Raw genomic sequence first — 24,147 nt, forward strand, 5'->3', positions numbered from 1 at the left:
ATTGATTTTTGTTTTACTGGCATTCTATTTTTAAAAACGGGGTCATCCGATCTAGTATTCATAAGTCCTTAACACCCTAAAAAAAAGTATTAGCTTCTGATATCCATAATTTCTCACCAGCATTGCTTCCATCTTTTCCTTTGATTGGAAAAACCCTATCAAAGATTTAACAATGAATATGTATATATATATATTCCAAATTTCACCTAATATTTTATAAAATTTATAAAATTTATAAAATTTATAAAAATTATAACATTCATTCCTTAATTAATCTTCCTTGTGCACGAGGGAAAATTGAATTTACCTACACAATGTTGAAGAGAGCCTTAATTTTTAAATAAAGTCAATTATCCTGGATCCTATTTGTGCTTTTTTCAAGTTCATCATATCCGAGCATGCTCTATCCATCCCGGTAGAGTCACATACCCCGGACTTAAGAGCCGAGGCCTGTAAATAATACTCCGCATCACTATTTTGCATTTTGTCCGTCAACCCTATGGCAAGATTGCCATTCAGCAGATTACATAAACTATACCCAGTTCCAACCTTCAGCATCATCATTCAGAATAACCTTCTTGTACTTATTTCATTTGTTCTGTACACGGTCAAAGTAAAACAGTCTGTTTTATTCCATAAAATACTGAGAGATACAACTCCAATCCCCACTCACCCATCCCGCTCCCCAACAACTCAATCCCTCCCCACAGGCATAATGCACAGCGCACGCTCATCATCCTGCATCTGCGGCAGCCTCTCCACCTCATCATCACTAAACGCTCCCACAACCACAGTCCCCAATTCCGGCAAAACCGCCTGCAGGTAAACATTCCGGGCCGCATGCCCCACCCCATGTGCACATACCGCACCCCCCGCTCGCCATACTTCCCGTCGTCCGCTCATACACGGCAGCAAACACCAGCACCGCCGCACCATTTCCATAATTCCTGGTTGACCTTTTCTCAAGTAGGGCTTCCTCGACCGGGATGCTGCCGGAGTGCCGGGTGTGCCTTTGAGGTGGCAGGAGAGGATAAAATGATGAAGTTTATCAGTAGTAAGTAACTTTAAAATGAATGTAGAATATGCATTATAGTATTTCTTAAAATAAAATAATTACAATTAATCGACCACAATCGAGAGAGTTAATTTGAAAATCATTGGCCTTATATGGACGGACAAAACCATTGAAAAACTTGTACAAAAGCACAATGTACAGCAAGAAGAAATACATGAATTACTCGGCAGTAATCCAAAATTTCGTTTTGTTGAGAAAGGTTTCTATCCGAATGAAAATGTATATGCCGCCCTTGGCAGGTCAAAAGCAGGCAGGTTTCTAATCCTCTTCTTTATATACAAAAAAAATAAACATGCACTTATACTATCTGCACGAGACATGACTGGTGCTGAAAGGAAGAAATATGAACAACAATAAAAGTTCTCTATCTAAAGCACGGGACTACGACGAAATTGGGGAATTCTGGGACATACACGAGCTTGCCGACCATTGGGATGAGACCAGACCTGCCGAGTTCGAAGTTGATATCAAATCCGAAGTGATATACTATGCAGTGGACAATGAACTTTCGAATAAAATCCTGGCATCTGCCAGACGCCGTGGTATTTCACCTGATACTCTCGTGAATTTATGGCTGCAGGAGAAGCTGCAAGAGCAGTCATCTTGATAATAAATTATTCCCCTCTCTTTTTAAACTGATTTGCAGACTGGTCTTTATTGCCACCAGATTTATTGACCACCTGGTCACACCAAACCAACCCCCCCTACACAACTCACCCTCCCACAGGCATAATACACACCACCCGCTCATCATCCTGCATCCGCAACAGCCTCTCCGCCCTATCATCATTCGAACGCCCCCACAATCCTCAGCCCCAGCGAGACCGCCTGCAGATAAACATTCCGGGCAGCATGCCCCACCTCCATGTACACGTACCGCACCCCCCTCACCATACTTCCCTGTAGTACGCTCATACACGGCAGCAAACACCAGCACCGCCGCACCGTCCTTAACGCATTCCTGGTTAACTGCAGCAGCACACAGGTCAGCACGCACATCTCCCCCGGTAACCTTCTCCAGTTCATGCCCCTGCGGCCTGTAATTATAGATTCCTGCCAGCAGACCGAACACATTCCCTGCCCCACGTATCGCGGTAAGCCAGCTCCTCCAGCACATTCGTTTTCTTGGTAAACGTATCGCCGCCAATCTCAATATCCATGGAAAAGTCCGCACCGACATCAAAGGGCGGGTCGATATAGATCAGCTTGATGCCGCCCTGCTTTTCAATCTCTTCCCGCAGGGGGCCGTTCTTCAAGCTGGACAGGATCAGCTTGTTATCGCCCCATATCAGCTTGTTGGTCCAGCCTTTGAGCTGCCGGCCCCGGTCGTCTACATCGAACAGGGTCATCTGTTTATATCGCTCTCTGGTTGCTTCAGAGCGCGGCTCGTCCACCTGCTCGATCACCTGGAATGGCAATACTACGTTGGTTACTTCGGCTGTCTTGCCGTTCCAGAGCAGTTCTACCTCGCGGTCATCATCGAATAAAAGGAAACGGTATTTGTCAGGGAGGGGTTTCCCTGCTTCGATCAGTTTAATGGCATCTCTTTTTTCGTTGTCTGTCAGGTTCATTCGATGCTCCGGTTTTCTGGTATCGGTTTGGGTATTTCAAGAAGAGTGAGTTTGTTAATTATAGGATGAAATATTTTTACATTTTCATTAATTCTTATGTGCTTTAAACTTTAGTATGTTGATGACTCCAGTATCCATCTCTCTGCACGCTTCTTGATTATTATTTTGCCGGGTGTGGAATATTTACTTCGTCACGGACCCTGCACGTCACTTCGTTCTATGCGGGGCATCGAGGCTAATGCTCGAATTAATGGAAATTAAATGAAACGCTTGTTAGTTTATTTTTTCCTTATGATTTATCATACAATCGCTTCATTTAGACTAACTTCGCCAGCTGCCATTGGGTGAACGAGCAAAGTTGATTTATGAAATTTTTCCATAATAATATCTATTTTTTCAGAAATCTCAGAAGTAAAATATGCCTCATTGCATTCATTGCAGATATATGCAGGAACATCTTTTACAGTAAGAATTTCATTTTCTACCTTGACGACAAATTCGGTTTTTCCTTTAATTAATTTGCCTTTGCAGAAACTACATTTATCTGGTTTCATACTTTATCTTTCCTAATTTTGTAGTCAATCCATTTATCTTTATCTGGTATATATACTGTGATTATTCTTGCATGATCTTCACATTGTGCAACAACAATATGGATTGGTTTTGTTTTTAATAATCCAAAAAATAAAGCAGAAGGACATGGTTCATCATCTAAATAATCTTCAATTATCTCTCCATTTTCAATAATATATCTGATCTCATTAGTTGAAATATTTCTCTGAAACATTCTGGTTCTAGCATGATTGGAAATTATAAACTCACTATTATAAAATAATTCCTTAATAAAATCATGATTTATTCTCATATCCAACAGTATATATGATATTTGGCTGAATATTTATAATGTATTGATTTTAGTTTTAGATCAATAAAAAAAGCGTTTGGATTTTTATTCAATAATGTGAGCATAAATCCCCATCCCGCAGTCACGGACTCCGCACTGGAAGATGCGGAGCATCCCGGTGTGGGTGCATGAGGATTAATATCGCTATTCATCGTACTGGTTTTTACAAACAGAGGAGGGCGGAGATGCTGCCTATATAGAACTTATGATGTTGAAGCTGTTGGTAATGTACTTTTAGAATCTGTTCTTTTTTCGAGGACTGGTAATCCAATTCTACTTAAATAACTAGCAAAGCGTTGTGATAAACACTCCCGAAAAAGTTGATTGATAGTAGCCAGATAATGGTCTGCATACATTTTATATAGGGTATCTCTTGGAATAGTATAGTAATGCTTAAAATCGATTACTAGCTCTGGTACTTGCAACTCTAGACACGATTCTAAAAAATGGAATCTCGCATTGTTTTGATCTTTTATTCGTTTATAATTATCTGAATTCCAATTCTCCATTGTTAATTCAAATTTTTTTAAATGATGCCCATCTCTGAATTTCATTGCATCATAAGCTGGGCTTACCAATATATTTTGTAAGAATTTATCATGTGTTTTTGGATTTATTTGAGATCTATTATAGAAATCGCGCTCTAGATCGCAATCTTGTGTCATGACAATAATATATGGCAAATCCAACTCAATAATTTCTTTTTCGTAATTCCAATCAACGATACTTACATCTCGGAGTATGTCCCCTTGACAGATTCGTTTAATTGTGCGTTCAATATACGCCGAATCAATCTTATTTGGAAACATAACCCAAGACTTTTCTTTTTACTTGTGTTTTTAAGAATTTCTTATCATCGATAATAATGTCGAGAGGAGGGGCATCTTCTTTTTTATTAGGTCTTGGTTGAATAGATGCGACAGTTTTAAAATTGTTAAAGTAATCTATTTCATTATCAGGCATTCTTCTCACCCTCTTAAAGTTTATCTAATTCATCGAATTTGCTTTTTTTAAATAGCTCTTTAATTGCATCATGAAATATATCAATCTGACTAATAAGACCAGAGGAAAAATTTATTTCATTTGTTGAGGAACAATCATAATCAAGTAAAAATTCTTTCCTCGCGATTGGATTCGGATATTCGCTATTGAACCAACCGTATTGGAATCTAATAAAATAATCCGGTGTATTGAATTCCAAGACTCCCATTAATCTTCTCACTCCATCTATCTCTTCAATAAAGTGGCGGCTACAAATAAGGGGTTCTTTGATCAATCCAGTCCAATCAAACGGATTTCCTTGTTTAACAATTATTTGATTTATATAACGAAGTCCGATTCTGGATACTTTCGCGGAAGAGTTCTCCCCCTCCAAATTTTGAAATACTTTCTGCACAATTTCTTTGAACTCTTTATATGTTTTATATTTTTTAATATCAAAAACAATTGCATCAGGCTCTAATGTTATAGAATTATCTATTTCTTTATTTTGAAAAATAAAACTTTTAAATCGTTTCTCTTTTGTGGTTCTCTGAGTTTGGTCGGCAATCATTTCTAAAGATGCCATTTCTTTCGTCTCAAACTCAGGAAAATCATTCAACAAAACCTTCTTAAGGTTTTCCAATATTGAATCAGAGCGGTCAATTTCACCCAAAAAATCCATCCTTAATATGACATTCTTCAAAATATTGTTTGACATAATCATCCCTTATAGTAACATTGCGTATATTAGAATATTTTGGTATATACCTATTTATCTAATTTCGGTGAGTTCGATAATTGCTCACTGGGCTGTAACATCCCACTAATCTTTTCCGCCCCTATTTTAACTTCACGATTGTTATTCTGGTTATAATGTTCTAAGGATGCACATGATAGCCATCCCGCAGTCACATACCCCGGACTTAAGAGCCGAGGCCTGTAAATAATACTCCCCATCACTATTTTGCATTTTGTCCCATCAACCCTATGGCAAGATTGCCATTAACATATTCCATAAACTATACCCGGTTCCAACCTTCAGCATTATCATTCAGATAAACCTTCTTGTACTTATTTCATTTGTTCGGTACACGGTCAAAGTAAAACATTCTGTTTTATTCCATAAAATGCTGAGAGATACAACTCCAATCCCCACTCACCCATCCCGCACCCTGATCTCTCCCACCCCTACACAACTCACCCCCACCCCACAGGCATAATGCACAGCGCACGCTCATCATCCCTCATCTGCGAAAGTCGCACAGAAAAATGGTTAGTCATTTAGCAACCTTTCGATCTCTTGAATAAGAGCTGGCAAATTCGGCTGATTGAAGCTCATATTGGGTGCAGAGATCCGGTGATTTTTAATGTCAGGTAGTATGTGCTGATGGTGAGGATAGGTACTTGCAAGGGCAGAGTCGTTTGGATGTGGTTGCGCATCATACCAGGATATCTTCCTTTCCTTACACCACAACTCATATCCATAATCTTCAATCATACCATATCCATTGTCAAACGACAGGCGTTCTTTGAGAATAATCCGGTAACCTTGCTAAAAAGTGATCTCACCCTGTAAAGTGGCCATCCGTTTACCCCGCCGCACAACGATTAAGGTAGACGCCAGAACAGCAGGGAATCTTTGCATAAGAGTATAAACAAATTCTTCGTAGTCACTGAGCGACTGAAATGGATTCATGGCGGACCGTTCTTTCAATGATACCTATCAGTGTTTGTGATTCTTCCCGCAGGGTCTGGATGATGCGGCGATATTGTTCCCGGCGGCGGAGCAAAAGTTTGTACGCCCCGGCCCAGTCAGCCCAATCCAGCACCCATGCATCATCTTTTGGTTCTTCGCCACTGATGTACGATTCGTAAAACGTCTCTGAAAGTACGCCATACTTACGTTCATATGCCTCTAAATCTTCATTGATTGCGTGGATATCAGCCATGATTTCCTGTAAATCCATTGCTATCACCTATTGCTCTCATACGAGTAATGTTTTCATAATGTGAGATAACCATTTCGCTTAACGTTTTTTGTATGCGAAGTTGCAGAGCAATTTTTAGTGGGCGTAAGTCAAACCACGTATAAACTATATTCCAAGCTTCTGCATCATACCCCACTGCCCGGACATGGTGCTGCTGACCCTGGTGTGGGTGTAACGATTCAACTGACACTGCCACCGCAGCCCGCAAGGGCAGCATGGTGGCAGCCAGCCTTGTTGATTCACGTTGCCCGGGTATGGAGAGGCAGGAATGTGGAACTGGGTGCCGACTATGGATGTGATTTCTGCCGCCCTGGTTGTGTGGAGGGAGGCTGGCGCTTTTGTGTTGCTTTGCGGGTGCATGGGGTCAGTACCCAGGTCTCATTATCTGCTGTGGGATGACGGGGATTCATTATTATCTGGATGTTGTGCCGTTGGAGTGCCATCATGGCTGTTAAAATATATAAATTATGAAATGTATGCACGATCTAATCAGTGTAAATCAGCATAAATCTGCGTTTAAAATATAATGGAAGGGGGGTAACCACTTAGTGAAAAATAGGAACTATTAAAAGTATGAAATGTTATATGAAGGTGGGTCAAAATTGGTGGGAAAAAGGGGTCAATTTTCAACGGGAATCTTCAGGTATTGTTAGTGATTTTTTCAAAATAATGAGTTCTCAAAGATGGGTATTAAAACCTTTCATGAATTTATGGTTGACTATTTTGGAGAATCTGGGATGAATCAAACGTAATAATATTGCGAGGTTAACCGTTCATTTCAACTATATAATCCTATATTGTTAAAAACAGTGAATAATCCAAAAGCCATGATTGCCCCAATCATAACTCCAATTTCTTGAGCAAATTCATTCTTTTTTTCTAAATAAGATATAAAATAAAGGACCATGATCATGTAAAATGTTTTGACAATAATTATTCCATAAAATCCAATGAAAGCTAATAGTGTATTGCCTTCATATCCCCCATTTTGTAGTCCAATATATGTTGTTATTAAATCCCCAAAGTAAAAAAGCAGAAGAATAATGGCGAAATAAATTTTATTCTTAACATCCATACATATTTCTATATCTTTATGAGATTTAAACATTGTCAGTTTATTTATACTGATAATTATGATAATCAGATTATGACATTACGTGCTTTTGATAGTATAGTATAAATTAATGATTATAATGTATCAAATAGTTAGGATAACTTTAGATATTGTTATCTGTATCTGAAATTGTACCCTGCATACATGAAATCTTCATTTCGAACAGTGATAAAACTCCTGCAAAAGCATGAGCCATCACCCACCATTCAGAAACTGACGTTCCCTATTTTTTATTGCTCTCACCAACAACCATTTTCATCAAAGCAGCTGCCACATCAAAATAAGCATAATCTTCCTGGATGAGCTTTTCAACCAGATTGCTGTATGTGGCCAGATGTCCGGCATCGATGATCTCCTTGACCTTTCCCAAAAGCTGGTTGGTCCTGACCTCATTAACATCACTGATAGATGGGACTACCTGTGATTTGATTTTAGTTCCTGTGAATTTCTGAATCCCTTTAATTCTGTGGACTTCCCTACCTGTTACAAAAGTAAACGCATGCCCTGCTTTTCCGGCTCTGGCTGTCCGTCCAATCCTGTGTACATAATATTCGACATCAGCAGGCATATCAAAATTGAACACAGCATCTGTAGCCCCTACGTCAATCCCTCTCGCCGCCACATCAGTGGCCACCAATATCTCAATATCACCACTTCTGAACTTCGACATGACACGGTCCCTCTGGTTCTGCTGCATGTCACCATGCAATCCTTCAGCCAGATATCCTTTTGTCTTCAAGTCTTCAACCAATTCATCCACACGTTTCTTGGTATTGCAGAACACGAGAGACAGATTAAAATTGTGAAGGTCCATTAATCGGCACAATACCTCTGGTTTTGCATGTTGTTTGACTTCAAAATAAAACTGTTCAACATTGGGAGCAGTCATCTCTTTGTGAACCAATATTATCATTTCTGGTTCGTTCTGGTATTTTTTCGCAAGATTTAAAATTGCCTTTGACATTGTAGCAGAAAACAGAATGGTCTGTCTTTGTTCCGGCATTGTCTCCACAATATATTCAATGTCGTCCCGGAACCCCATATCCAGCATCTCATCTGCTTCATCCAGTACGATTAACCGGACACTACCCATCTTCAAAGTACCACGCTTCATATGGTCCATAACGCGACCAGGAGTGCCAATCACGACCTGCACACCTTTTTTTAACACTTTTATCTGGCGGTCTATCGGTTGCCCACCGTAAACGGGCAGGATCCGGACAGCCTTCTGATACTTTGACAGCATTTTCAGTTCCTCTGATACCTGGATTGCGAGCTCCCGTGTCGGACACAATATCACAGCCTGCAGGGCCTTATTCTCCGGATCTATCTTCTCCAGCGTTGCAATTCCAAAAGCAGCAGTCTTCCCGGTGCCCGTCTGGGCCTGTCCGATCAAATCCTCCCCATTGAGCATGTGTGGAATAGCCTGAGCCTGGATAGGGGTTGGTTCCTCAAAACCCATATCCTTGATTGCCAGGAGTATCTCTTTTGATATATTTAAATCATTGAACTTTGAATTTTCCATCTCTGAACACCTTATTATTTTTGTGAATAAGTATTATCTAATTATTTATCCTGAATGTGCTGTTATACTTCAAATTAGTTAAGTCTCAACGTCTAGAAAACTGCATTTCAGGATTTATACATCACCCTTATCTTGGTCACTTAAACATATTGCCTGTACAAATGCCTATTTTTACACCCAACCCATTATCAGTATCCCGCTTATTTCTTAATATATATTGTTCGGTCTATTATTTATATGTAAGAGTATATTAGCTAACATCGAGTATAGGAGTGATTTTAAGGACTTAAACTGGAAGAGAGGGGAATTCACCTCCCTGCACCCCAACATCACAATCTCATTCCTTTTCACGCACTATTATGACTTGCTCCAAAACCGTATCAACAAATTCGCTCTGAATAGTCTCGCCTGTAGCCAGTCCCTGGTCAAGGGGTGTATGATGGTTGTATCCCTCTCTTTCTTCTCGTTTACGAGACTCTCATGTCTCAGATACAGTGCTAATAGCCTCCCTCTCCACCTCATTATCCAGGATGGTTGGCAAATGCCTTCTTACCGTTGATGATTATTGACCAAAGAGAATGCAGTTCCCTGTGTTCACCCTTCAGTTAGTTGCGGCACAATATTTCAGGTGATATCTCCCCTATTCTCGTGATCTTCACATCCTTCAGAGCACATATAATAAGTGGACAAAGATTCCGTTATTATTAATTATTGGATCTGGAAAAAACACACAAACATTTTGCACAGATGATGTAAAGTGATTGTTATAAGTAGGAAATAATAAAATAACCCACATAATAATTCATTATGAATATATATTTCTTACAAAACATTTAAATACTGAGTGTGGAAATATTATTATTTGTTAAAATATATATCACACCTGCAAATATATATTTTATACCAAAACAAAATAAAAGGATTAAGAAAAATGGTAACTTTAGACCCTTGCAGTCGCCTGAATACGATATATTTTCAACTGGTACCCACAATATTAGTCGTTGCTGAGGAGAACAGATACCTCAACACCAGATCGGTCATTGAGACTGGGCTTGAAAAACTAGAAGAACGATCATATCAGTTGCATGAGAGATGTTCGAATTGCGGTAATTGTAGCCTGTGCGAGGTAGAGAACATCGAGAGCCTCTTCCATGATGCCAGGGAAAGACTTGACGTTCTCTGGGTAAAACAGTTCAGCATGGTGCATGAGGTCAATCACAAGACAGCAATGGTTTGTTAAGTGGACCTGTCCACCCCCTTCTTTTTTTGGCATTATTGTTTACGGGCAAGTATTTGTGACCACCCGTTATCCTGGCGAGAATTTTAAAAAACCTTATACCCACCAAAGCCCATATACATCCATCCGATAAGGAGGTCGTCACAATAAAAGAACAGATCTGGATTGAAAAATACCGCCCCTTCAGCCTGAAAGACATAGTCGGGCAGGATGAGGTCATAAAACGCCTCCAGTCATATGTAAAATCAGGCAACCTGCCACACCTTATGTTCTCGGGTCCGCCCGGTGTGGGTAAAACGGCTTCTGCCATTTCCATTGCCAAAGAACTGTTCGGTGATACCTGGACCAATAACTTCACTGAACTCAATGCCAGCGATGAAAGGGGCATCGATGTTGTGCGAAATAAGATAAAGAACTTTGCCCGGACATCCCCTCTTGGTGAAGCTGATTTCAAGATAATCTTCCTGGACGAAGCCGATGCCCTGACCTCAGATGCCCAGAGCGCACTGCGGCGGACCATGGAAAAATATACCCATACCTGCCGATTCATCCTTTCATGCAACTACTCTTCCAAGATAATAGAACCCATCCAGTCCAGATGTGCAGTATACCGGTTCTCTCCCATTTCGCAGGAAGCCATCCAGCAACGTGTGGCCCACATTGCCAAAGAAGAAGGACTTGAGGTCACTGAAGAAGGAATGGAAGCCATCAAATATGTATCACAGGGCGATATGCGCAAAGCCATAAATTCACTTCAGGCTGCCGGGTTGCTGGAAAAGAAAGTCGATATGGATGCCATCTACCAGATAACTGCTACCGCCAGGCCCGAAGAGATCGGGCTACTTATTGACCTGTCGCTGGCCGGGGACTTCCTTGGAGCCCGTAAACAACTGGATACCCTTCTCATCAACCAGGGCCTTTCAGGCGAGGACATCATCGTCCAGCTGCACAGGACAATGTTCGACAAGACCATCCCTGATATCCTGAAAGTAAAATTGATGGACCGTATCGGCGAGATAGATTTCAGGCTGACAGAAGGCGCTCATGAGCGGATACAGTTAGAAGCTCTGCTTGCTTACTTCGTACTGGCAGGGAAAGGAGAATGACAGAAAGTCTATCATCAGTAACTGTTGCAACTGCCAGTTTCCTGTCCATGATACCACACTGGCTCTCGATCGTTATCATTGCCATGCTGCCCGTCTCCGAGCTAAGGGGTGCCATTCCTGTAGCACTGGCCCCTGCGGATGTGGGTGGATACGGGATGTCCGTCCCTGAAGCATATATCCTGGCCGTACTCGGCAATATGATTCCCGTTATTCCGCTGTTATTGTTCCTTGAACCGGTGTCGGATTTCCTGAGACGCTGGAGGATTTTTGATATATTCTTCACATGGCTGTTCACCAGGACACACCATAACCACAGTGAAAGTTTTGAGAAATACGGGACACTGGCACTTACCATATTTGTTGCAGTGCCTTTACCGGTCACGGGAGCCTGGACCGGATGTGCTGCCGCATTCGTATTCGGCATCAAGTTCAGGCATGCCTTGCTTGCCATCTTTGCCGGTGTATTGATAGCAGGAGTTGTGGTGACCCTGCTCACCCTGACAGGCATCAGCATATTTGAATTACTCTGATATATATCATATCGCAATAAATGTGTGTGACCACAGACAGCTATTGTTGGTTAATATCTTAAACATGGGATTTGGATGATAAACTCGGACTGGGAAGGGCCCTGGGTCACGGCGGACCATGCCTTTGATATCATGCGGCAGGGGATTGAAGGTGGTGAACGCTTGTTTGCGGCTATCAGTGCCTATGATGATTACCTGGCGTATGTGGTAAAGAAACAGGACTATGAGCCGGGAAATACCCTTGCCCTTATTGCTCCCTTTCTGATAGCCTTTGGCCTGGATGATGACTTCCTCACGGCACGGGCAAAGGACAATGTTAATTTTATTGCAGGCTCCATTAAGGCGATCGAGATGCTACGGCTTAATTATTCGATGAACATCATCAGTACCAGTTATCACCAGTATGTGCATTATTCTACATTTCTGGCAGGGATACCAGTTGAAAATACCTATTGCACGTGGTTTCCCATAGATGATTATGCAAAAAAGATATCAGATATGGATAAGGTAATGGTACAGCAGATGGCCGGTACCATACTGTCCATGCCTGAGATGAATATTGATATGAAAACCGAGCCCGGGGAGATGGATGACGCTATTGTTGAAGCGCTGCAGCAGCTGGACAATTTTTTCTGGGATAAGCTGCCGTCCACAGGCTATGCAACGATGTTGACGGAAGTCAGACCGGTAGGAGGTACCCGAAAATATGAGGCAGTGGTCTCGGCTCTTGAGAAGGAAGATATTGGACTGGAACGCTCGGCCACCATCGGAGACAGCATAACTGACTGGAAAATGCTGAAAAATACCAAAGAAGCAGGGGGGCTGGCACTCTCATTCAACGGTAATGAGTATGCTATATCCAACTGCAATGTGGCTGTGATGTCAGGAAACTGCTTGGTCACAGCGCTGCTGGTGGATCTATTTGAAAGGAGAGGAATAGATGCGATTGAAGCTCTGGTATGTGATTGGGGGTGGGATGCCATTAAAGCACTGCACGGTCAGGGTGGGGTGGATGAAAGCATCTATAATGCTTTCAGGCAGGCATTCACGGGTTCGGAGTTCCCGCATGCGGTATGGGTGACACCGGAAAATATAGACGAAACCACTCGAGTCAGTAAACACTACCGCAGATCGGTCAGAGGTATGCAGATAGGGGCGCTTGGGTAATGCTCCGATGCTCCAAAACCTATTAAACGGTTCACATGAACATTATATCAATGAATGATATTCTTACTGACCTTCAACCCATTATAGATTTCCACGGTCATCTTTGTCCCGGCCTGGTGCTGGGCTACCGAGCTGCTAAAGCCGGGATGCAGCGGATACATGCCATGCGCTCTGAGGATGAAGAACTGGTGGCTATTGTGGAGAATAATTCCTGCGCAGTGGATGCCATCCAGTTCATGACCGGATGCACATTCGGCAAGGGCAATTTCTTTTTCAGGGACTTCGGCAAACATGTGTACACGCTGGCACTTCGCCCCGATGGCCGTGGTGTGCGGATCAGCCTGAAAGGTGACGTGTTCAGGGAAGAAGAACGGGACAGGCGCATCGAGCAAATATTGGGCATGGATGAACATGAGCTGTTCGACATACAGGACGTTACTATTGAACTACCGATCCTGGCCCGGATACATAAATCTATTCCCTGTTCAAGATGCAGGGAGCCTGTGATGGAAACAAGGGTCATGAAAAAAGATGGAAAAGGTTACTGTATCCCATGTTATAATGAATTGTGACAAAAGTATAATGAAGGGAGAGGAGAATATAGACCGCTCACTAGTGTTCCCGGATACATGATATTGGATGTTTTACTATGATATATGATGTGATTATAATTGGAGGCGGGCCTGCAGGACTTTCAGCAGGCATTTATGCCAAACGCGCAATGATGAATGCCCTGCTTATTGAAAAACTGGGAGTGGGCGGGCAGATAATGAAAACCCACCTGATCGAGAATTATCCTGGCTTCCCTGAGGTCAGCGGTATGGATCTGATGCAGAAGATGGAAGAGCATGTAAAGAAATTCGATCTGGATATGAAATTTGCCGATGTCATTCAGATCAAAGACGGAGGAGATGTTAAGACAGTAGTAACCTCTGATGGTGAATTCGAAACCAGATCCGTGATTATTGCCACGGGCACGAATCCAAAGAAACTTGGCGTGCCCGGTGAAGCAAAATTCACGGGCAGGGGCGTGTCCACCTGCGCTACATGCGACGGTTTTTTCTTTACGGGCAAAAACGTAGCACTGGTCGGCGGCGGCGACAGCGCCATTGTTGAGGCAATTTTCCTTACAAAAATGGTCAATAAGGTATATGTCATCCACCGTAGGGATGAACTGAGGGCTGAAAAGATTAACCAGGAAAGGGCCATTAAGAATCCGAAGATAGAGTTTATCTGGAACTCCAACCTGCAGTCCATCGAAGGTACTGACACTGTTGAAAAGGTGGTTGTCAAGAACAAGCTCACTCAAGAGATGACCGAGATCCCGGTCAGTGGAGTGTTCATGTATGTAGGTATTGAACCAGGCACTGATTATATCGATGCCGATAAGGATGAGGCCGGTTTCCTGATTACCGGCACTGACCTGTCCACTTCTATAGCGGGTATCTTTGCAGCAGGGGACTGCCGCACCACGTTATTGCGCCAGGTAGTGACAGCCGTAGGTGACGGTGCACTGGCTGCGGTTTCAGCTGAGCGTTATATTGCACGTTTTGAATGACATGGAACAGCAAGACCGTGTGCTTGAGATAATTAAGCTGCTCAGGGCAGAATATCCCATCTCCAGGACAGCACTGAGATATGATGCACCCTGGCAGTTATTGATTGCCACTATCCTCTCAGCACAGTGTACTGACAAAAGAGTGAACATGGTAACGGCAAAACTGTTCAGGAAATATCCTCGCCTGGAAGATATTGCAGGTGCAGACCTGAATGAACTTGAGCAGGATATCAAATCCACAGGTTTTTATCATCAAAAAGCAAAGAATATTATCAAAAGCAGCAAGGTCATGCTGGATGAATTTGAAGGTGAAGTTCCCCAAAGCATGAAGGAACTCATCACTTTGCCGGGAGTAGCTCGAAAAACTGCCAACGTCGTACTGTCCAGTGCATATGGAATAACCGAAGGCATCGCAGTGGATACTCATGTGAAGCGGTTATCTTTCAGGCTTGGACTGACCATGCATACCGACCCCAACAAGATCGAGCAGGACCTGATGGAACTTGCCCCGCGGGAAGAGTGGAGCGACCTGTCCATGAGACTTATATTGCACGGGCGCAATGTGTGCAGTGCACGCAAGCCGAACCATGATATCTGTATACTGGAACTACTTTGCCCGAGGAAGGGAATTGAATGAACCTGTATGATTATCAAAATAAGCGGGATTTCACGGCAACTGATGAACCTGATGGGATGAACAGCATAGCTGACGGCATTACCCAAGGTAGTATCTATGTTATTCAGGAACATGATTCCAAAAAACTGCACTACGACCTGAGACTCCAGTTCGGGGGTGTGTTGCGTAGCTGGGCGGTGCCAAAGGAACCTCCCGAAAAGCCAGGTGTAAAAAGGCTGGCCATACCTACCGAAGACCACCCCCTGGCATATGCAAAGTTCGAGGGTGAGATTCCTGAGGGCCACTATGGTGCTGGTACGGTGAAAATATGGGATAAAGGCATATTTGAGCCGCTGGAAGTGGATGAGGAGAAAATTATCTTCAGGATTGAGGGTAAGAGGTTAGCAGGCGTTTACTGCCTTATCAAGACCAGGGGACAGGAGAAAAAGGAACAATGGTTATTTTTCAGGAAGAATGAATGAAGTTCACTTTCAGTAAATCATATATAAGAAGTAGTTTAATTGGATTTACGTAGTAAAACCTTTCAGGTTATGATTACTATTGGAATGGAGGTATGAATAATATGGCCATAAAGAAGTACGAAGCTAACGGTATTACCATCGAAATAGACCTTGATAAATGTGTTGGCGCTGGTGAATGTGTAGACGTATGTCCTGTTGAAGTTTTTGAACTGGTGGACGACAAGGCAACAGCACCAAATGTAAACAAGTGCACCGAATGCTGCCTGTGTGTGGATTCATGCCCTTCAGGTGCGATAACACATAGTTCCTGTTAACACCAATTCAGGAAACCTGGCGCTTTATCAATAATATTATGCGGGAGTAGGGATAGGAACGAATTCAATCCTCTTTTTTTCATATTGTTTTATGTGTACTGGTCGTATAGGTACTCCAGGGTTTTAGGATGGATAGAAAAGAGTTCAGGGAACTTACCTCATCACAGGATGCCAGGTGTATCATCAGCAAGATATCCTTACAGCCAGACATTATTGATTTAAAACTGGCCCAGGGCAAAGGGCGTGTACTGGCATGTGATATCATTGCCAGCGTGGACGTGCCCGGGTTTGACCGTGCTTCTATGGACGGGTATGCCGTTCGTGCAAGAGATACGTACACAGCACGGGAAGACAGACCGGTAAAACTTCATTTAACCGGTAAAGTCGAGACAGGGTATATTCCAGACGTTATAGTGAGCAAGGATACAGCTGTGGAAATATCCACCGGTGCCATGATGCCTGAGGGTGCTGATGCTGTTGTGATGGTGGAATACACCAGATCTGATAAAAAGAACATCGATATCCAGCGCCCCGTATCTGTTAACGAGAACGTCATTCATGCAGGTTCCGATATCATGGTGGGCGAAAGGGTACTTGAAGCCGGCACCCGGTTAACTTCAAGAGAGATAGGTGTACTGGCTGCCGTTGGTATGAAGCAAATACCTGTTAAAGACCTGATAGTGGGTCTCATATCAACCGGTAGCGAACTTGTTGAACCGGGAGCCGAACTTACACCTGGAACGGTATATGACATCAATTCTTACTCACTGGGCGAGGCAGTCAGTGAATGCGGGGGCAGTGTAAAACAATATGGCATTGTCAAAGATCACCGTCCCGATATGGAACAGATACTTGCCAGGGCCGTGAATGAATGCCACCTGGTCCTCACTTCGGGTAGTACTTCTGCAGGTGTAGGTGATGTGATGTACCATATCATAGCAGAGCAGGGTGAATTACTGCTCCACGGTATTGACATAAAACCGGGCAAGCCCGTGATCATCGGCATAATCGATGGTACACCTGTATTCGGGCTGCCCGGATATCCTGCTTCTGCATTAACCATCTTTAATGAATTTACCGCACCCCTTATCCGCTCTGCTCTGGGATTACCCGGTTCCAGGTCAAAGGTCATGGCACACCTGGCAGTAGATTTTTATTCAGCGGGTCGGCGCCAGCTCCTGCCTGTGGGACTGGTCAGGGGAATGGCATACCCGGTCGATAAAGGTTCAGGAGCTATATCCACACTGGCCCATGCAGATGGTTTTATTGAAATAGAACCACTGGTTGAAATGCTTGCGGCGGGTGATGAGGTAGAGGTGATCCTGGTAGGAGATATAAAATCACCAGACGTTCTTTTTATCGGCAGCCACTGCCTGGGTTTCGAGGCTCTGATGCGACTGCTGCCATTCAGTGTGAGGATGATAAATACGGGCAGTACCGGAGGGCTGGTCGCAATCAGGGATGGTATAGCCGATATGGCAGGAGTGCATCTGCTCGACGATGCAGGTGAATATAACATTTCATTTATGAAACGTTTTGGGTTGAAAAATGCTGTGCTTATTAAGGGCTACTTGAGGGAGCAGGGACTTATCGTAAGACCAGATAGCTCCATCCAGGGATTGGAAGATATTTCAGCAGCCAGATTCATCAACCGTACGCCGGGTTCTGGTACCAGGGTTCTGACTGATATCAAACTTCGCGAACTGGCAAACGCACAGGGAAGAGGATTTGAAGAGTTGTGCGCCTCAATTGAGGGGTATGATACACAGGCCAGGACACATAGTGCAGTTGCAGCTGCCGTTAAACTGAAAAGAGCCGATGTGGGTATAGGTATCAGGTCAGTGGCTCAACTCAATGGCCTGAAGTTCATCCACCTCGCAAATGAAGAATATGATTTTGTGGTTAAAACGGATTTTATTAACAGTGAACTGGGAATGGTCTTTCTGGATATGCTCCATAGCAAAGAGCTTTCAAGCAGATTACCTGCGGGTATTAAAACGTATGAACGAACAGGAGAAATCGTAATATCAGGTCGTATGAACGATTCGATGAAACCGTAACTTGGTCGCGTGAACAAATGAATGAAAGTATAACGTCATGAATAGAACAAAACATATGCAATTATCCCGTAACCCAGTACCAGCATCATCAGGGATAGAATCCAGAAATAGTGGAGAATAAGAGCCCGGGTTTCAGGCTCACTCAACTTTATAATTACTCTCGCTTTTAGTTGCATCTGCACGATAGAATACCCGTATGATATATTAGAATATCTAGGATTTGATCCGCTTGAGCCTGAACGTGTTCTCCCGCTCCATCTCATCTAACCGCAAAATGATAAAGTTCCTTGCCTCGATAAGCTCAGGGATTACCTTGAACTCAAGAGCATTTACCCTGCGCTTGGTCTTCTCGATCTCATCCAGCAATTTCTTGATGGTGGTCTCGATCTCAGCAGCCAGGATAATCATCTCAACCAGTATCTCATAGGCATCAGCTGCTTCATCTATCCGGCTGCTGGTACCAATAATACCGTACCCTCTTTCGTTGAGTGCTTTTCTCACGCTACTGGACTCTATCTTTGGGACTACAACACCCATCACATTCTTGCTCTCAACTACCAGTTGAGGGGCGTCCTTGAACGAAAAAGCGGTAGACCTGACAGTCACAACACCTTCAACAGCCTTGGCGATATTGATCTTTTCTGTTGCGACATCGAAATCAGCATCAAGTTCCGCTCTTACCGACTTGGCCTTCTCAAGCACTTCAAAGAACTCAAGGATAAGACCGTCCCGCTTCATCTTGAGGATCTTGTGTCCACTCTCAGATAGCTTGATCTTCCTTTTCAGTTCTATGAGTTCTGAACGTGTGGGTTTAATGTCCTGTACAGCCAATGTATTGCCCTCCAAAAATCCACTTTATTTCTTGTGGGCGGGATGGTATTTTTCGATGAACTTGGTATCTACCCTGACCAGCATTGACTCCGGAAGTTCGGACAGCAGGTCCCATGCAATACTAAGAGTGGTCTCGATATCCCTGTCTTCATCCACACCCTGGCGGACGAACCTGTCTTCGAACATATCAGCAAATTCCAGCAATTTCTTATCCCTGTCTGATAGTGCATCCTTACCCACGATGGCCACCAGGCCACGCAGGTCTTTACCTTCAGCATAAGCTGCATACATCTGGTCAGATACTGCCTTGTGATCATCCCTGGTACGTCCTTCACCGATACCGCTGTTCATCAAACGGCTCAGAGATGGCAGCACATTGATAGGTGGATAAATGCCTTTCCTGTGCAGTTCTCTTGATATGACTATCTGGCCTTCGGTAATATAACCGCTAAGGTCAGGAATCGGATGGGTAATATCATCGCCTGGCATACTCAGGATACTGAACTGTGTCACAGATCCTTTCCTGCCCTTGACCACACCGGCCCGCTCGTACAGACTGGCCAGGTCGGTATACATATAACCTGGATAACCTCGTCGACCAGGTACTTCTTCCCTGGCTGCACCCATCTGTCGCAGTGCTTCGCAGTAATTAGTGATGTCGGTAAGAATGACCAGCACATGCATATCATGCTCGTATGCCAGGTATTCAGCAGCAGTAAGTGCCATTCTTGGTGTGATAAGCCGCTCCACAGCAGGGTCATTGGCAAGGTTTAAGAAAACCACTGCACGCTCGAGAGCACCGGTCCGCTCGAAATCCTGCATGAAATACTGGGCTTCCTCATTGGTAATACCCATAGCCGCAAACACCACTGCAAAATCCTCTTCGCTGCCAGGTACTTTAGCCTGTCTGGCTATCTGCAGTGCAATCTCGTTATGAGGCAAACCTGAACCTGAAAATATGGGGAGTTTCTGTCCTCGTACAAGAGTATTGGTACCATCAATAGTACTGATGCCTGTCTGAATGAAATCCTTCGGTGGCATCCGCGAGAACGGGTTAATGGCCGCACCATTAATATCAAGCCTGTCTTCCGGTATGATGCGGGGACCTCCGTCGAGCGGCTCACCTGAGCCTGATAATATTCTGCCCAGCATATCCTTGGACACTGGCAGTTTGATGGTCTCGCCTGTGAACCTGACCCCGGATTCCCTGTTCAGGCCGCCGGTACCTTCGAACACCTGTACCACAACTATATCGTGGGAGGTATCCAGTACCTGACCGCGTTTTGTAGAACCATCAGGCAGGGTGATGTTCACCAGTTCATTGTAACTTACAGGCTCGGTCTTCTCAAGGAATATGAGCGGGCCTGCAATCTCTGTGATCGTCTTATACTCTTTTGTCACTTTACTCAGCCCCCTCTGAAACACTTGAGGAATACGTATCACTCTTTAGCGAATCGAATTCCTTATCCATCTTATTTAATACCACCTTCAGCGCTCCATCAAAGTCATTATCGAACCTGACCTTTGAAAGTTCGTTCTTGGATTCAAGTTTAACTATATCATTGATCATCACGCCTGAATCCAATGCTGCATGGGCCTTATCTCCAAATTTCTGGATGGTATCCAGCAATTTATACTGCCTGTCCATAGGACAGAACGTATCAACTGGATGGAAAGCGTTCTGCTGCAGGAATACTTCCCTGATAAGTCTGGTAATTTCCAGTGTCAACTGCTGGTCTGGTGGAAGTGCATCCGAACCTACCAGCTGGACAATATCCTGGAGTTCTGATTCCTGCTGAAGCAGGTCCATTGCATTGTTCCTTAATTTTACCCAATCCGGGGATACATTCTCATTGTACCAATCAGTTAATCCTTTGGTATACAGGCTGTAACTGTTCAACCAGTTGATGGATGGGAAATGCCGTCTCTGGGCAAGTTTTGCATCCAGGGCCCAGAACACTTTCACAATACGCAGGGTATTCTGGGTAACAGGTTCTGAGAAATCTCCGCCTGGCGGGGATACTGCCCCAATGATGGTAATTGAACCACTGAGTCCGGCGAGGGACTCTACACGGCCAGCTCGTTCATAGAACTCACTGAGACGGGCTGAAAGATAGGCAGGATACCCTTCTTCACCTGGCATCTCTTCCAGTCTTGATGATATCTCTCTCATGGCTTCTGCCCATCTGCTGGTACTGTCAGCCATTAATGATACATCATAACCCATATCCCTGTAATATTCAGCAATAGTAATACCGGTATATACACTGGCTTCCCTGGCCGCCACAGGCATATTACTGGTATTGGCGATAAGTATGGTCCGCTCCATCAGCGGCCTGCCGGTCTTGGGGTCTTCCAGTTCAGGGAACTCGGTAAGTACATCTGCCATTTCGTTACCCCTTTCACCGCAACCGATGTATACCACTATCTCTGTATCACTCCATTTAGCAAGCTGCTGCTGGGTAACGGTCTTACCGCTGCCGAAAGGACCGGGTATGGCAGCCGTACCGCCTTTAGCTACAGGGAACAGGCCGTCCAGAATGCGCTGTCCTGTGATGAGCGGGACATTTGGGGGTAGTTTTTTATTGACCGGTCTTGGTCTGCGTACAGGCCATTTCTGCATCATCTGTATCTTTGTTCCGTCAGTAAGTGTACAAACAGTATCCAATACAGTAAATTTGCCGCTCTTTATCTCATCCACAGTACCTGATACATTTGGCGGGACCATAATACGGTGCTCTACATTAGGTGTTTCCTGTACAGTACCAATAACCACACCACCGGATACCTTATCACCGGCTTTTACAACGGATTTGAATTCCCAGAGTATCTCATGGTTCAAACCATCTGCTGTCACCCCACGTTCAATAAAATCACCCATCTTTTCCTTAAGGATAGGCAATGGGCGCTGAATACCGTCATATATACTTTTAATAAGTCCGGGACCGAGTTCAACTGACAGAGGCAGACCTGTATTTTCCACAGGTTCTCCAGGTCTTATACCAGCTGTTTCTTCATAGACCTGGACAATAGACCTGTCCTTCACTATTCCAATAACCTCTCCCATGAGTCCTGCATTCCCTACTTTAACAACATCATACATACTGGTATTGATGCCCTGGACGGTAACTACCGGTCCAGATATTCTATAAATTTCTCCTTTTGTTACCAAAGATCAACACCTACTGCTTGTTTAATTTTATCTCTTAAATTTGAACTCTTACCTGAACCACCAAGTGCAATAGTGGTGGGAGTGACCATTTCGTCCAGCATTTTCCTGAACTGTTCTGGCAAACTGGCCAGATCATCATTATGTATTACTAAAACACCGACTTCGCGTTCTTCAAGTACACTTTGCAATGTAGGTACAAGGTCATTGGTTCCTTTAGTCTCGTAAATCTTTTTTATACCTGCAAGCCTGAAACCCGTGGTAAATTCACTGTTCCCGATTACTGCTATTTCCATGATTACATCACCAGATGTTTTCTTATGATCTCATCAGGAAGTTTTACTTTCTTACCCCGTACAATGGTCCTAATATTGTTTATTTCATTGTTCTTCCTGAGCATATAATCATAGATAGGAAGAATGGAAAGCGGGTAATAATGTGAAATCCTGGTTGCATATCCCATTGCATATTTGTCAAGTACTGCTTCCACGTCCATAAGAGAGGTCATATCCTCACGTACCACTTCAGAAATGTCAGACCAGTAAGAGTAATCTTCAAGTCCTTTCAGAAAATCTGGCCATGAGAGAGATGAAAGTCTCTTCAGGTCTCCGTTCTTCAGTTCCATGCCGCCGGGAATTACAAGGTTCAATATCTCATCTTTTTCGAGACCGGCCTTCTTAGTCCTGAAAAGTGTTTTTAGATTCTTCAGGTCAATCTCGGTCTTGATATATTTAAGACTCAGTTTTTCGCCTTTTGAGTTGCCGATGGACGCTAATAATCTTGAATAATATATCTTGTCAAGTTCATTCTCAATGGCCGATAGTTCACCGCCATCATAATTGGCGATTGCTGCATAATAAGGTGAATTTGCCAGAGCGATCTTAATGTCCTCTATTGATTCCATATTAGCAATGGAAGTAAGCTGGCGATAACCCAATTGCCCTGCCGCTACCACAGCATCCAGTATTTCCTGGGCCGGAGCCCCATAATATTTCCCTCTCAAAATAGTCTTGATATTCCAGATATCCCAGTGTCTCAAATATTCAGTGATCAGGTAATTTGGCTCATCCTGAGAAATACGTATTAATTTTCGGTATGTCCTTGCAAGGTTCTGATTCAGGGCATGCTCCAGCAAATCCAGGCCATGATATTTTTGTGCAAGTTCATCCACATCCTGTTTGTATTCAGACTCCCCTATTAAACGGGTTATTTCGGGAATGTCCATGTTCATCAGTTTGGGATAAACCTCTCTGGCTATCAGTTTGCTTTTCATGGCCCGTACCCTTGCCGTGATGTACGGATATTTTTTACTGCCCCTTTTTATCAAGAATGCCATTAAGACCTCACCCAAAGAGTATATCAGAAATCTGTTTTAAAGACTGCTCAGATACATCTTCCAGGATTCTATCGTAAGTATAATCCATACGTACCGTACTGTCATCATTTTCTATGATCAGTCCGCCGATACAGTCAATCCCACCTATATAGATAAGGTCGGTCATTTCCCTGATAAGCCTGGCATCTTTCTCATTGGAATAGACCCTGGTTCCACTGCTGCCTTGTTTATCGAGAATTCTTTTTAACAGCTCGACATTCTTTTCAGCGGGTATTGAAGAGATGGCATCCTTTGCGGATTGATAAACGCTATCCAGGATTTCTTTTTTTGCATTCAAGGCAGCCCTTTTCATTTCAAGATGGGCACTGGATATTTCCTGTTTACGCATCCTCTCAATATAAGCATCAACCTCAGCCTGACGGGTTTGTATTATCTCATCAGCCCGGGAGCGTGCCTCACGTATCAAGGTAGCAGCTTCTTCTTCAGCTTGTGCATTTATGGCTGCAGCTTTGGTTCTGGCTTGCTCCAGAATATCATTCACAACGTCTTCAAGTCCCATATTCTATCTCCCGATAACGGGTTG

General features: G+C 43.6%; 30 protein-coding genes. 13 read left to right on the forward strand and 17 right to left on the reverse strand.

Going from position 1 to position 24,147, the window contains the following annotated elements; all coding sequences use genetic code 11:
- Window positions 1-693: 693 nt before the first annotated feature.
- Window positions 694-966, reverse strand: coding sequence for a nitroreductase family protein (locus tag K0A89_05065; GenBank protein ID MBW6517854.1), 273 nt, complete (start codon window positions 964-966; stop codon window positions 694-696).
- A 181-nt stretch (window positions 967-1,147) separates the two neighbouring features.
- On the opposite strand from K0A89_05065, the gene K0A89_05070 reads away from it, so the two are divergent.
- Entirely contained in the window at window positions 1,148-1,432 is a 285-nt protein-coding gene (locus K0A89_05070) for a BrnT family toxin (protein ID MBW6517855.1), read from the forward strand.
- Window positions 1,419-1,682, forward strand: a complete 264-nt coding sequence (locus tag K0A89_05075) for a BrnA antitoxin family protein (protein ID MBW6517856.1) — start codon at window positions 1,419-1,421, stop codon at window positions 1,680-1,682. Before K0A89_05070 ends, K0A89_05075 begins: the two co-directional genes overlap by 14 nt.
- On the opposite strand, the gene K0A89_05080 is transcribed toward K0A89_05075, so the two are convergent.
- The 8 genes from K0A89_05080 to K0A89_05115 all read right to left on the reverse strand — a co-directional run bounded on the left by K0A89_05080 (window position 1,674) and on the right by K0A89_05115 (window position 6,498).
- On the reverse strand, window positions 1,674-2,147 hold the full coding sequence (locus tag K0A89_05080; protein ID MBW6517857.1) for a hypothetical protein: 474 nt from the start codon (window positions 2,145-2,147) through the stop codon (window positions 1,674-1,676). The genes K0A89_05075 and K0A89_05080 overlap by 9 nt on opposite strands.
- Complete coding sequence (locus tag K0A89_05085; protein ID MBW6517858.1) at window positions 2,119-2,646, reverse strand: hypothetical protein; 528 nt, start codon at window positions 2,644-2,646, stop codon at window positions 2,119-2,121. The genes K0A89_05080 and K0A89_05085 overlap by 29 nt, the downstream gene beginning before the upstream one ends.
- A gap of 299 nt (window positions 2,647-2,945) precedes the next feature.
- Window positions 2,946-3,200: a type II toxin-antitoxin system MqsA family antitoxin gene (locus tag K0A89_05090; GenBank protein MBW6517859.1), complete on the reverse strand. Its 255-nt coding sequence runs from the start codon at window positions 3,198-3,200 to the stop codon at window positions 2,946-2,948.
- Window positions 3,197-3,511 carry a DUF4258 domain-containing protein gene (locus tag K0A89_05095; protein MBW6517860.1) on the reverse strand — a complete coding sequence of 105 codons (315 nt, stop codon included), beginning with the start codon at window positions 3,509-3,511 and terminating at the stop codon, window positions 3,197-3,199. Before K0A89_05095 ends, K0A89_05090 begins: the two co-directional genes overlap by 4 nt.
- A 242-nt stretch (window positions 3,512-3,753) precedes the next feature.
- Window positions 3,754-4,359, reverse strand: a complete 606-nt coding sequence (locus K0A89_05100; GenBank protein MBW6517861.1) for a hypothetical protein — start codon at window positions 4,357-4,359, stop codon at window positions 3,754-3,756.
- Window positions 4,346-4,513, reverse strand: a complete 168-nt coding sequence (locus K0A89_05105) for a hypothetical protein (GenBank protein MBW6517862.1) — start codon at window positions 4,511-4,513, stop codon at window positions 4,346-4,348. Before K0A89_05105 ends, K0A89_05100 begins: the two co-directional genes overlap by 14 nt.
- A 13-nt stretch (window positions 4,514-4,526) precedes the next feature.
- Window positions 4,527-5,249: a TIGR04255 family protein gene (locus tag K0A89_05110; GenBank protein ID MBW6517863.1), complete on the reverse strand. Its 723-nt coding sequence runs from the start codon at window positions 5,247-5,249 to the stop codon at window positions 4,527-4,529.
- Window positions 5,250-6,201: 952 nt separating this feature from the next.
- Window positions 6,202-6,498 (reverse strand): hypothetical protein, encoded by a 297-nt coding sequence (locus K0A89_05115; protein ID MBW6517864.1) that lies wholly within the window; start codon window positions 6,496-6,498, stop codon window positions 6,202-6,204.
- A gap of 99 nt (window positions 6,499-6,597) precedes the next feature.
- On the opposite strand from K0A89_05115, the gene K0A89_05120 reads away from it, so the two are divergent.
- On the forward strand, window positions 6,598-6,918 hold the full coding sequence (locus tag K0A89_05120; protein MBW6517865.1) for a hypothetical protein: 321 nt from the start codon (window positions 6,598-6,600) through the stop codon (window positions 6,916-6,918).
- Between the two features lie 379 nt (window positions 6,919-7,297).
- Here the strand turns inward: K0A89_05120 and K0A89_05125 are convergent, their stop codons facing one another.
- On the reverse strand, window positions 7,298-7,594 hold the full coding sequence (locus K0A89_05125) for a hypothetical protein (protein ID MBW6517866.1): 297 nt from the start codon (window positions 7,592-7,594) through the stop codon (window positions 7,298-7,300).
- A 262-nt stretch (window positions 7,595-7,856) separates the two neighbouring features.
- Window positions 7,857-9,158 carry a DEAD/DEAH box helicase gene (locus K0A89_05130; GenBank protein ID MBW6517867.1) on the reverse strand — a complete coding sequence of 434 codons (1,302 nt, stop codon included), beginning with the start codon at window positions 9,156-9,158 and terminating at the stop codon, window positions 7,857-7,859.
- 931 nt (window positions 9,159-10,089) lie between these two features.
- Here K0A89_05130 and K0A89_05135 point away from each other — a divergent pair.
- The 10 genes from K0A89_05135 (at window position 10,090) to K0A89_05180 (ending at window position 18,228) form a co-directional block, all read left to right on the forward strand.
- A complete protein-coding gene (locus K0A89_05135) occupies window positions 10,090-10,398 on the forward strand; it encodes a hypothetical protein (protein ID MBW6517868.1) in 309 nt (102 codons plus the stop codon).
- Window positions 10,399-10,541: 143 nt separating this feature from the next.
- Complete coding sequence (locus tag K0A89_05140) at window positions 10,542-11,501, forward strand: replication factor C small subunit (GenBank protein ID MBW6517869.1); 960 nt, start codon at window positions 10,542-10,544, stop codon at window positions 11,499-11,501.
- Entirely contained in the window at window positions 11,498-12,031 is a 534-nt protein-coding gene (locus K0A89_05145; protein MBW6517870.1) for a small multi-drug export protein, read from the forward strand. Before K0A89_05140 ends, K0A89_05145 begins: the two co-directional genes overlap by 4 nt.
- A 75-nt stretch (window positions 12,032-12,106) precedes the next feature.
- Window positions 12,107-13,198 (forward strand): hypothetical protein, encoded by a 1,092-nt coding sequence (locus K0A89_05150; GenBank protein ID MBW6517871.1) that lies wholly within the window; start codon window positions 12,107-12,109, stop codon window positions 13,196-13,198.
- 50 nt (window positions 13,199-13,248) lie between these two features.
- Window positions 13,249-13,770, forward strand: coding sequence for a TraR/DksA C4-type zinc finger protein (locus tag K0A89_05155; GenBank protein ID MBW6517872.1), 522 nt, complete (start codon window positions 13,249-13,251; stop codon window positions 13,768-13,770).
- 77 nt (window positions 13,771-13,847) lie between these two features.
- On the forward strand, window positions 13,848-14,756 hold the full coding sequence (gene trxB / locus K0A89_05160; GenBank protein ID MBW6517873.1) for a thioredoxin-disulfide reductase: 909 nt from the start codon (window positions 13,848-13,850) through the stop codon (window positions 14,754-14,756).
- A gap of 1 nt (window position 14,757) precedes the next feature.
- Window positions 14,758-15,393, forward strand: coding sequence for an endonuclease III (gene nth / locus K0A89_05165; GenBank protein MBW6517874.1), 636 nt, complete (start codon window positions 14,758-14,760; stop codon window positions 15,391-15,393).
- Window positions 15,390-15,854: a 3'-phosphoesterase gene (locus K0A89_05170; GenBank protein MBW6517875.1), complete on the forward strand. Its 465-nt coding sequence runs from the start codon at window positions 15,390-15,392 to the stop codon at window positions 15,852-15,854. The genes nth and K0A89_05170 overlap by 4 nt, the downstream gene beginning before the upstream one ends.
- A gap of 131 nt (window positions 15,855-15,985) precedes the next feature.
- Window positions 15,986-16,168 (forward strand): 4Fe-4S binding protein, encoded by a 183-nt coding sequence (locus tag K0A89_05175; protein MBW6517876.1) that lies wholly within the window; start codon window positions 15,986-15,988, stop codon window positions 16,166-16,168.
- A 128-nt stretch (window positions 16,169-16,296) separates the two neighbouring features.
- Complete coding sequence (locus tag K0A89_05180; GenBank protein MBW6517877.1) at window positions 16,297-18,228, forward strand: molybdopterin biosynthesis protein; 1,932 nt, start codon at window positions 16,297-16,299, stop codon at window positions 18,226-18,228.
- 213 nt (window positions 18,229-18,441) lie between these two features.
- Here the strand turns inward: K0A89_05180 and K0A89_05185 are convergent, their stop codons facing one another.
- Genes K0A89_05185 through K0A89_05210 form a run of 6 tightly spaced genes read right to left on the reverse strand, consistent with a single transcriptional unit; the run spans window position 18,442 to window position 24,123 of the window.
- Entirely contained in the window at window positions 18,442-19,059 is a 618-nt protein-coding gene (locus K0A89_05185) for a V-type ATP synthase subunit D (protein ID MBW6517878.1), read from the reverse strand.
- Window positions 19,060-19,083: 24 nt separating this feature from the next.
- Window positions 19,084-20,460, reverse strand: coding sequence for an ATP synthase subunit B (locus K0A89_05190; protein ID MBW6517879.1), 1,377 nt, complete (start codon window positions 20,458-20,460; stop codon window positions 19,084-19,086).
- A 1-nt stretch (window position 20,461) separates the two neighbouring features.
- Window positions 20,462-22,231, reverse strand: coding sequence for an ATP synthase subunit A (locus K0A89_05195; GenBank protein ID MBW6517880.1), 1,770 nt, complete (start codon window positions 22,229-22,231; stop codon window positions 20,462-20,464).
- Window positions 22,225-22,524, reverse strand: a complete 300-nt coding sequence (locus K0A89_05200) for a V-type ATP synthase subunit F (GenBank protein ID MBW6517881.1) — start codon at window positions 22,522-22,524, stop codon at window positions 22,225-22,227. Before K0A89_05200 ends, K0A89_05195 begins: the two co-directional genes overlap by 7 nt.
- Before the next feature lie 2 nt (window positions 22,525-22,526).
- Window positions 22,527-23,564: a V-type ATP synthase subunit C gene (locus tag K0A89_05205; GenBank protein ID MBW6517882.1), complete on the reverse strand. Its 1,038-nt coding sequence runs from the start codon at window positions 23,562-23,564 to the stop codon at window positions 22,527-22,529.
- Between the two features lie 7 nt (window positions 23,565-23,571).
- Complete coding sequence (locus tag K0A89_05210) at window positions 23,572-24,123, reverse strand: V-type ATP synthase subunit E (protein MBW6517883.1); 552 nt, start codon at window positions 24,121-24,123, stop codon at window positions 23,572-23,574.
- Window positions 24,124-24,147 lie beyond the last annotated feature (24 nt).

Source organism: ANME-2 cluster archaeon (assembly GCA_019429385.1).
Lineage (GTDB): Archaea > Halobacteriota > Methanosarcinia > Methanosarcinales > Methanocomedenaceae > Methanocomedens_B.